The organism is Pseudarthrobacter siccitolerans (assembly GCF_001046895.1).
Classification (GTDB): Bacteria; Actinomycetota; Actinomycetes; order Actinomycetales; family Micrococcaceae; genus Arthrobacter; species Arthrobacter siccitolerans.
The window spans coordinates 1-8522 of record NZ_CAQI01000055.1 but is presented as its reverse complement, the minus strand read 5'-3'; the positions used below and the strand labels follow the sequence as shown (position 1 = coordinate 8522).

Here is an 8522-nt window from a genome sequence, read left to right as displayed (position 1 = left end):
AGCAGATGGAAGACGAGATTCTGCCCCTCATGGTCCAGGCGGGCCTGCGCAGCTAACCCGCAGCCGCTGCGGGCAGCCATATCTATGCTCAATGGAGAGAGGAACATGACATGTCGATGAGTGGTACGACAGTCCGGTCGGATGAGCAGCTTCGACTATCGCGGCACGGGTCTGTGCTTTTGATCGAGATGGTGCGGGACGGTAACCGTAATGCTTTGACGACTGAGATGAAGCTTGCACTGAGTGAGGCCCTTGTTGAGGCTTCCAGGCCTGAGGTTCGTTGTGTGGTGATCACGGGGACGGGTAAGGCGTTTTGTGCCGGGGGTGATGTCAAGGGCATGGATGTGCTGCAGTCTCCGGATGCGGCGGACAAGGCGATGCGTTTACTGCACGAAACTATCGTTCTGCCTTTGTTGCGGCTGGCTAAGCCGACGATTGCGGCGGTTAACGCTGTGGCGGCCGGGGCTGGTGTGGGTTTGGCTCTTGCCTGCGATTTCCGTGTGGTGTCGAGGGAGGCGGATTTCGTTTTGGCGTTCAGCCGTATTGGGCTTGTGCCGGATTTCGGTGTGTCCTACACGTTGCCGCGCCTGGTGGGCGCGGCGAGGGCCAAGGAACTTGCGTTTATTAAGGGGCGGCTGACGGCTGAGGAAGCCAGCCAGTGGGGGCTTGTTACTGAGCTTTGCGCGCCGGATGCCGTCCTGGGACGTGCGATGGAACTTGCCGGGCAGCTTGCTGCTGGTCCGACTGTTGCGCTTGGTCTGACCAAGCGGATGCTGGATGAGAGTTTGTCCTCGAGCGTTCATGAGGCGTTGCGGCTTGAGGCTGAGAGCCAGCGTGATGCGTGGTCAACGACGGATCACAAGATCGCCCGTAACGCGTTCATCCAGAAGAACGATATGCCGTCTTTTCAAGGTCGATGAAGGGTACTCCAGAGAAATGCCTAACGAAATGAACAAAGGTCCGCTCGCTGGACACCGTGTGCTGGACTTCACGCAGCTCATCGCGGGTCCCTCGGCCGGTGTGATGCTTGCTGATCTCGGGGCCGAGGTGATCAAGATCGAACGCCCGGAGGGTGAACTGGGGCGGCGTGTGGGTCCGGAGGTGGGGATTCCTGCTATCTTCGCCGCGTATAACCGCGGCAAGCGGGCGCTTGCGGTGGATATCAGGACTGCCGAGGGTCGCGAGATCGTCGAAAGGCTTATCGCGTCCAGTGATGTTCTTTTGCAGAACTTCCGGCCCGGGGTGATGGATCGGCTCGGTTTCGGTTATGAGGCGGTAAAGGCATTGAATCCCCGCATTGTTTACACGTCGTTGTCCGGGTATAACCCGGACGGTGCTGGAAGGAACTTGCCTGGCACAGATGCGGTATTGCAGGCACAGTCGGGTTTGATGGCGATAACGGGGCCTGAGGAAGGCGAGCCGTATAAGGTCGGTATCCAGGTCGTTGATGCGGCCACCGGGCTTGCCATTGGCCAGGCTATCCTCGCTGCCCTGCTCCAGCGGACGTCTACCGGCGAGGGTGCTCACCTGCGTCTGTCACTGTTCGAGGTGGCGACCTATGTGCAGAGCTCTGCGTTCGCGATCGCTTCGCGTTTTGGTGAAGAGGTTGAACGTGGGGGCAACACTGCTGGTGCTCTGGGTGCTCCGACGGATATGTTCGCCGTCGCAGACGGATATTTGCAGGTGGTCGCTTACTATCCGGATCAGTGGAGGAAGCTGTGTGACCTCCTGGAGATTCCCGAGGTCCATGACGACCCTCGTTTCGTCACCAACGCGGATCGGATTGCCCATAAGAAAGAACTCAAGGACGTTCTCGCGCCGATCTTTGCCCGGAAGGGGCGGGCGGAGTGGGCCAGGCTGCTGGGTGAAGCGGGCATCATTGCCGGGCCGGTGCGCTCCCACCTGGAAATCGTCGGTGACGCTGAACTGCGCGGTTACGGAGATTTCGCCTGGGTTGATAACGACATGACCGAGCCGCATTGGCTGCCGTCCACACCGTACCGCTCCAGCGCGTGGGACCGGGTCGCTTCATACCGTCCGCCGCGGCTGGGCGAAGACACGCTGGAGCTTCTGGACGAGATCGGGTTCGCGCCTGAAGAAGCTCAGGCGCTTCAGGAGCGGAATATCATTTACGCACCGAGCAAGGAGAGCGTGTGAGCCCTCGAGTGTTCGCCAGCATTGACGAGTTCGCATCGCAGGTCGGCAATGACCTCGGAAGCGCCGACGGGCCCGTCATAACGCAGGCAATGATTGATGAATTTGCCGCCTTGACGGGCAGCGACGACTGGATTCATACCGACCCTGTCCGGGCAGAAAGCAGCCGGTTCGGCGGAACGCTCGTGCACGCCGACCTGGTCCTGTCGATGATCCCGCGCCTGATTGACCGGATATTCAAGGTGGAGGGGGTAACCCTCGGGCTGATCTACGGCAGTGAACGGGTGCGGATCACGCGCCCGATCCCGGTCAATTCGCGGCTGCGGCTCCACGCTTCGATGCTCGACGCGACCGACAAGGGCGACGGCACACGGGTGACGCTGAAGATTGTCGTAACCCTTGATGATCTCGTCCAGCCCGTGGTCATCGCCGAGCCGGTGTACTGGTATTCGAATGCTCCAGAACACGGGCAGGAAGTTGCCGAACCTGCCCCCGCCGACACCGCCGTTCTGGTCGAGCGCGTAGTGACGATGTTCCAGGAGGCGATACCTTCTGAGCGTGGAGCGACCCTGGAAGACCAGCGTGAAGGATTTGAGGCGGTCCTCGCTCAGCTGCCCGTCCGACACGAGGCATCCGTCACTGCAGCGACTTACGGCGGGGTAGAGGGGTACTGGGTACAGGCGGCCGGTGCTTCAGAACACCGGATTGGTCTCATGCTGCACGGCGGCGGGTACGTCATGGGTTCGGCGAAGGGGTACTGCGCGTTTGCCGCCGAGGTGTCCCGGGCAATCGACGCGCGGGTCTTCGTGGTCGAGTACCGGCTCGCGCCGGAGCACCCGTTCCCGGCAGCGGTCCAGGATGCGCAACACGTGCTTGCCGCGGCGATCAATGAAGTCGGAGCGCGGTCATGCTTCGTGATTGGAGACTCCGCCGGTGGGGGCCTGATACTGAGCTCTCTCGTGGAATTACATCGCGTTGGGGCGCCCGTTCCCTCAAGCATCGTCCTGGTGTCCCCGCTCGTTGACCTGACGGTCAGCAATCCCAGCTTCGAAGAGCTGGCAGGCATCGACCCGCTCTGCGGGCAAACCGGTACCCGCCGGAACGCGGCACTCTACCTCGATGGTCAGGGACCCGAAGAGGCTCCGGCAGCGTTTCCCATGCTGCTGGATCTTAGCTGGCTGCCGCCCACGCTGTTGCTCGTGGGAAGCCGGGAAGTCCTCCGGGACGACTCGCGCAACCTGGCCGCCAAGCTCCGCCGCGAAGGCGTGCATGTCGAGTACAAAGAGTACGCCGACATGGTCCACGTCTGGCCTCTGTTCGCATCGTTCCTGCCCCAGGGGCAGCAGGCACTGGAGGAGATCGGTGCGTTCGTCAGGACGCAAGTATCTAACCAGCTATCCCCAACTAGTCAGTCCTCCGAAGCGTGATTCGAATCGCTTCACGACGAAAGGTATCCCATGGGAAACGAAGCGCCGGCAATCGCCGGAGATCTCTTTAGGAACGTCCTCGGTCACTATCCCACCGGGGTATCCATCGTTACCGCCGACGTGCCCGGCAGTGGGCCCGTGGGCATGGTTGTGGGCACCTTCAACTCTCTGAGCCTGGACCCGCCCCTGGTCTCGTTCATGCCCGCGAAGTCATCAACGAGCTGGCCAAAGATCCAATCATCGGGATCGTTTTGCGTGAACGTCTTAGGTGCCAGCCAAGGAGAACTGAGTCGTCAGTTCTCCGCCCGCGACGGGAAGAAATTCGAGGGCGCTGACTGGCGGCCGGCCCCGACCGGATCCCCCATTTTGAGCGGCGTGACCGCATGGGTGGACTGCACGATCGAGCAGGTCTTCGACTCAGGCGATCACGAGATCGTGGTCGGCAGAGTAATTGACCTCAACGTTGAGTCCGACGAGCTGCCAATGACGTTCCTGCGCGGCCGCTTTGGGCAAGTGCACCTGCCAGACCCCACGCCAGGAAACGGTGCGGGCGCAACCGCAACGGATGACTCCTCGGCCAAACTCGCCGAAGAAGTCGCCGAACTGCTGGGCCTGAACGCCTTCGAGGCACGTGCCTGGGCCGAGACCCGCGAGCAGGTCATAGAGCGGTTGCTGGTCGGGTTCCTTGAAGTTCTGCTCAAACGCTTCGACGAACGGGTCGATGCCGCGCAAACTCCCGAAGCACAACTCGAGGCACTGGTAAGAGTGTCACTGGACACCCTGCGCGAGTACGCCGCCGCTGCCATCATGTTTCAAAGCGAACGAGCAAGCCTCACGCTCGGCGCCTCAAAGCAGCTAAAAGGCCTCGAAGAAGACTTCCGTAACCGATGGACAGCAGTAATCCACCACGGCATGAGCAGCGGAGCGTTCTACGACGCCGATCCAAGAATGGCGCAGCAGTTCATCTGCGACTCCCTGTTCTCAATCGCCCGATGGTTCCGAGACGGAGGCCGCCTGAGCCGCCCCGAAGTCGAGGACGCATTCACCACCTTCGCCCTCAACGTTGTCCGCCCCTCAGGCCTTCGACAGACGCCGTAGGCGGCAGCAAGCGAAGCCTGATTTCAAGGGCTATTGATGTCTGCGCACTGGCGGCCAGCAGGACTGCCCGGTGAGACGAGTTCCAGCGATCGTTGTAACACCTCCGACAATCCGGAGTTGCAACACCCATGGAATCACCATCAACAATTAGTTCTTCCTTAGGGGAAGAATCTGCTTCAACTGAGAAATCCGCGCCCTTGGCTGGGACTGCTGTGAAGCGTTCCCAGCAGTCCCATAACCGTGCGCAACGGCAGGAATTCCTGGCCGCTGTGGCGCGCTTGGGAACTGTCGCCGCGGCGGCCAAGGAACTCGGTATCAACAGAAGGACTGCCAGAAGTGGGTGAACGCTGCCGGGATCCGGCGTCAATGCCAGTACACCCATGCCCGGAACGAATTTCGAAGCTCCTGATCCAAGAATTTCCCGAAGACGAGCAGATGCGCTTGAGCCCCGAAACGATTTTCCAGGCCCTCTACTTTCAGGCCTGCGGTGGGGCTCAAACGCGAGGTGAAAGAGGCCCTGCGCACCGGCCGAACCCGCCGCAGACGGTGTGGTCGCGGAGCATGGCCCAGAGGCCGTTGATGCGGCGTCTGGCGAGGGCGATGAGGGCCTCTTTATGGGACTTTCCTTCTCCGCGCTTCCGGTCGTAATACGTTCTTGAGGCCGGGCTGTTCTTCAGGCTGGAGAGGGCGGCGAGGTAACAGGTTCGCAGGCGCCTCCGGTTGAAGCGACGTGGCCGGTGCAGGTTTCCACTGATTCGCGCGGAATCGCGCGGGACGGGAGCCAGGCCCGCGACGCTGGCGAGTCGGTCGACTGAGTCGAATGCGGCCACGTTGTCGTCGATATTCGCGAGGAAAGTTGCTGCGAGCACGGGGCCGAACCCAGGCATGGTGAGCAGAACATCGGCGCTGCCATGCTGCCGGAACAGCTCAGTGATCTGGGCATCGACGTCGGTGGTCTCGGCATCGAGCGTGCTGATTCGCTCGGCCAGCCGGGTCAGTCCTACTCGCCGAATGCCCTCAAGCCGCAGGTCCACGCTGATCGGATCGGCACCGCGGACTGGCTGCAGATCAGGGCGCATCCGTGCCTGGTCAGCAATGATCCTGGCATCTTTCGCGTCACTCTTGCATATCCGCGGTAGGTCGCCACAGCGTGATGGACAATCCGTCCGGGGATATACAGCAGCTGCTGGGAATGAGCGGACAACAACTCGATCAACAGGGCCGCTCCGCCCGGCGTTCAAACCCGTGGCCCACCAGACCTCACGACCGGCCGAGATCTCCGCGACCGTGGCTATGAGATCAAGCAGTGCATTTTTGTCGTTCTCGACTCGTTCGAGAACAGCACGGCCCCTGTCTGATCGATCACATCGCAATGATGAGCTCTTTTGCCCGAGTCGCTTCCTGCCCACAATGCCGGCATATTCAGTCCCCTTCGATCAGCTCCAATTTCGGTTGGCCCTGTCGATAACTACGCCGGCACGTCCTTACCCAAGGATAAATGTCGTAATTCTCAATCAGCGGTCGAGTCGTCGGCGGGCAGCAGGCAGCCATTCCCAGTAAGCCGTCCAAGCGGCAGCGAGACTTGTGCCATACCTGCCACCCGAGGGTGATCGAAACACTACAACAGCTCCGAAATCACCCACAACAACACCGCAAGGAGGGGGATTTGATAACCGGAGCCCAGAATCAGTCGGCGATTGCAACGCTGGTGGAACGCACCACCCGCTACCTCCCAGCAAGGTGGGGCTTAGGGTGACCCGGGCAGTGCACCTGGCATGTTCAGGAGGTTCGCGACCGTTGAGTAATGCATGTCTGCGGTACATTCGCCGATCAGGAGCCCGGCTGCGTCACGCAGGTAGATCTCGATGCCCGCGGCGCGCTCGTAGCCGCGTCCCCCGTGAAGTGTCATACAGGTTGTCGCGACGTCGAAGGCCATTTCGGTGAGGAAGGGCTTCAGGAGGTGGTCCAGGACGGCATCGCCTTGTCCGGCATCGACAAGCTGTGTCGCGTCGTAGAGCATCGATCGTCCCGCTTCGATGTTCTGTCTCATGCGTACGAGCTTGTGCTGGAGCGCCTGCAATGAGGCAAGTGGCTCGTTGCGGACCGTGCGCGCACGCAAGTAGGCGTCTGTCTTCTCCCAAACTCCTTCGGCGAGGCCGAGTGCCAAGGCTGAGATGGGGTGCGTTGAAACCTTGCTTGTGCCGCTGACGTCGACCAGTTGGCGGTCCTTCACGAGGACACTCATGTCGCGGACATACTCCGCTGGTACCCGTACGTCGGTCAGCTCGACACGGCCCCAGGGGGCACCGATGCCCATTTTCGGCATCGGGCTCACCTGAACGCCGGCTTGGTCAGCGGGTATCCAGAAGAGGTGCATGTCGCCGTCGACGAGTCCGGAGACGCCGATCACGTCGGCAAAGATTGCCTGTCCCGCGAAATGGCGGACACCGTTGAGCACGAACTCATCGCCTTCGCACCGCCCGATATCCGGGTGCTCGGTGTAGTTGGCATACCCGACCGGATCGGTGGATGCGAACGACACTGTTGTCTCGCCGGCTAGTGCGCTCCGGGCCCAGCGGTCTGCCACAGGTGGAGTCTTGACCATGTTCACGGGAATGTTCATCTGCATCATGGCGCTCATGGCGACTGCAGGCGATTCGCGTGCGAGCTCCTCCATGACGATGACAATCGCCATCACGCCCATCTCATCGCCGCCAAGCGACTTCGGTGCAAACGTGCGCAGGATGCCGGCCTCACCCATGAGCCGGTTCATCTCCTTGAGAAATGAAGGGTCGTCGGTCGCTTCCGACCTCCGCGGCCCGACAACGTCGCGCGCGAAAGTTCGTACTTTATCCCGGAGCGCGAGCTGGTCGTCGGTCAGAATTCTTGACATGTCACTTCATTCCTAATCGTTGCAATGCGAAGTTGCGACTGCGCCCGATGCCGTCCGCTGAGGTGCGGACCGCATCACGTCGAACTGTCAGCTCTAGACGGCCTCGACGCGCTGGCGCTCCAACCTGAAGGTCTGGATGTACCAGTTGCCGTCTTCCAATCGGACGTAGGTCTCGTGGTAAGCGCCGACATTGTGCATGTATTTCACTGGCCGCCCGGCCGGGAACCAGTGCTGGCTCTCGAACCGAAACCTGGCCGTGGCGGTGGTGTCCGAGGTCAGCACGATGTAGGGGTCGAAATTATGGTGGACCATCACGTGGTCGGCTGCGACGCCGACGTGCTCGGTGTAGATAGCGTCGCGGCCGACGAGGGGCCACTCGACTCTTGAGCCAGATTCCTTGAAATATTCAAGAATCTCGCTGGAAACAGGCTCCTTGCTGAACGGTTGGAGCGGGGTCGGGAAGTCGCTTTCGTCGAACACAGCATCGGGAGCGAATACCGAAGCGAAGTCTTCCCAGTTGTGTCGGTCGGCGCTGTACGCATATTTGCTCTTGACTTGCTTGATCTGCTCAATAGCGAAGAGTTGATCGGTGATGCTCATCGTGAGCTGGGTGGAAGCTGTCATTCTTTCCCCTTCGAAATTGGACAAGCTGCCAGGAGGAGTTATCCCCTCTCGCCTGTGGGCTTCTTTTTATCAGCGGCCGTCAGCTTCGGTCAAGCCACATGGAATCGGATGCAAGGGCTGTGGAATCGAATCCACCTCAGGCTGGAGCGGGCTATTTCCCGTAGACCGGCGTCGGGCCGGGCCCGGGTTTGACCACCTTCAGGGGCGGGGCGTGGAGCCCCTCGTGCGTAATCGCGGCGGTGACAAGCGGTCAGCTCGACCAGCTCACTGCAGCTACGAAAAGATTTTTTATGAGCCCTCGCGATCGGTATCCTATTCAAAGCGCT

Annotated in this window: 7 protein-coding genes and 1 pseudogene; 5 read left to right on the top strand and 3 right to left on the bottom strand. The window is 60.9% G+C overall.

Features of this window, described 5'->3' with window-relative positions; genetic code table 11:
• The first annotated feature begins 110 nt into the window (after positions 1-110).
• The 5 genes and pseudogenes from ARTSIC4J27_RS20090 to ARTSIC4J27_RS23295 all read left to right on the top strand — a co-directional run.
• Positions 111-920 carry an enoyl-CoA hydratase/isomerase family protein gene (locus ARTSIC4J27_RS20090; protein WP_050056982.1) on the top strand — a complete coding sequence of 270 codons (810 nt, stop codon included), beginning with the start codon at positions 111-113 and terminating at the stop codon, positions 918-920.
• Positions 921-936: 16 nt separating this feature from the next.
• A complete protein-coding gene (locus ARTSIC4J27_RS20085) occupies positions 937-2157 on the top strand; it encodes a CaiB/BaiF CoA transferase family protein (protein WP_161799592.1) in 1221 nt (406 codons plus the stop codon).
• Complete coding sequence (locus ARTSIC4J27_RS20080; RefSeq protein WP_050056980.1) at positions 2154-3581, top strand: alpha/beta hydrolase fold domain-containing protein; 1428 nt, start codon at positions 2154-2156, stop codon at positions 3579-3581. The genes ARTSIC4J27_RS20085 and ARTSIC4J27_RS20080 overlap by 4 nt, the downstream gene beginning before the upstream one ends.
• A 30-nt stretch (positions 3582-3611) precedes the next feature.
• Positions 3612-4679: a flavin reductase gene (locus ARTSIC4J27_RS22325; protein WP_083435559.1), complete on the top strand. Its 1068-nt coding sequence runs from the start codon at positions 3612-3614 to the stop codon at positions 4677-4679.
• A 384-nt stretch (positions 4680-5063) separates the two neighbouring features.
• Positions 5064-5223, top strand: a pseudogene (locus tag ARTSIC4J27_RS23295) (IS30 family transposase); the annotation flags it as partial.
• Here the strand turns inward: ARTSIC4J27_RS23295 and ARTSIC4J27_RS20070 are convergent.
• From ARTSIC4J27_RS20070 to ARTSIC4J27_RS20060, 3 genes are all read right to left on the bottom strand, one after another.
• Positions 5174-6088: a transposase gene (locus ARTSIC4J27_RS20070; RefSeq protein WP_235436791.1), complete on the bottom strand. Its 915-nt coding sequence runs from the start codon at positions 6086-6088 to the stop codon at positions 5174-5176. The pseudogene ARTSIC4J27_RS23295 and the gene ARTSIC4J27_RS20070 sit on opposite strands and share 50 nt — an antisense overlap.
• Positions 6089-6426: 338 nt before the next feature.
• Positions 6427-7572, bottom strand: coding sequence for an acyl-CoA dehydrogenase family protein (locus tag ARTSIC4J27_RS20065; RefSeq protein ID WP_050056979.1), 1146 nt, complete (start codon positions 7570-7572; stop codon positions 6427-6429).
• Between the two features lie 93 nt (positions 7573-7665).
• Complete coding sequence (locus ARTSIC4J27_RS20060; protein WP_050056978.1) at positions 7666-8196, bottom strand: nuclear transport factor 2 family protein; 531 nt, start codon at positions 8194-8196, stop codon at positions 7666-7668.
• Between the last annotated feature and the right edge of the window lie 326 nt (positions 8197-8522).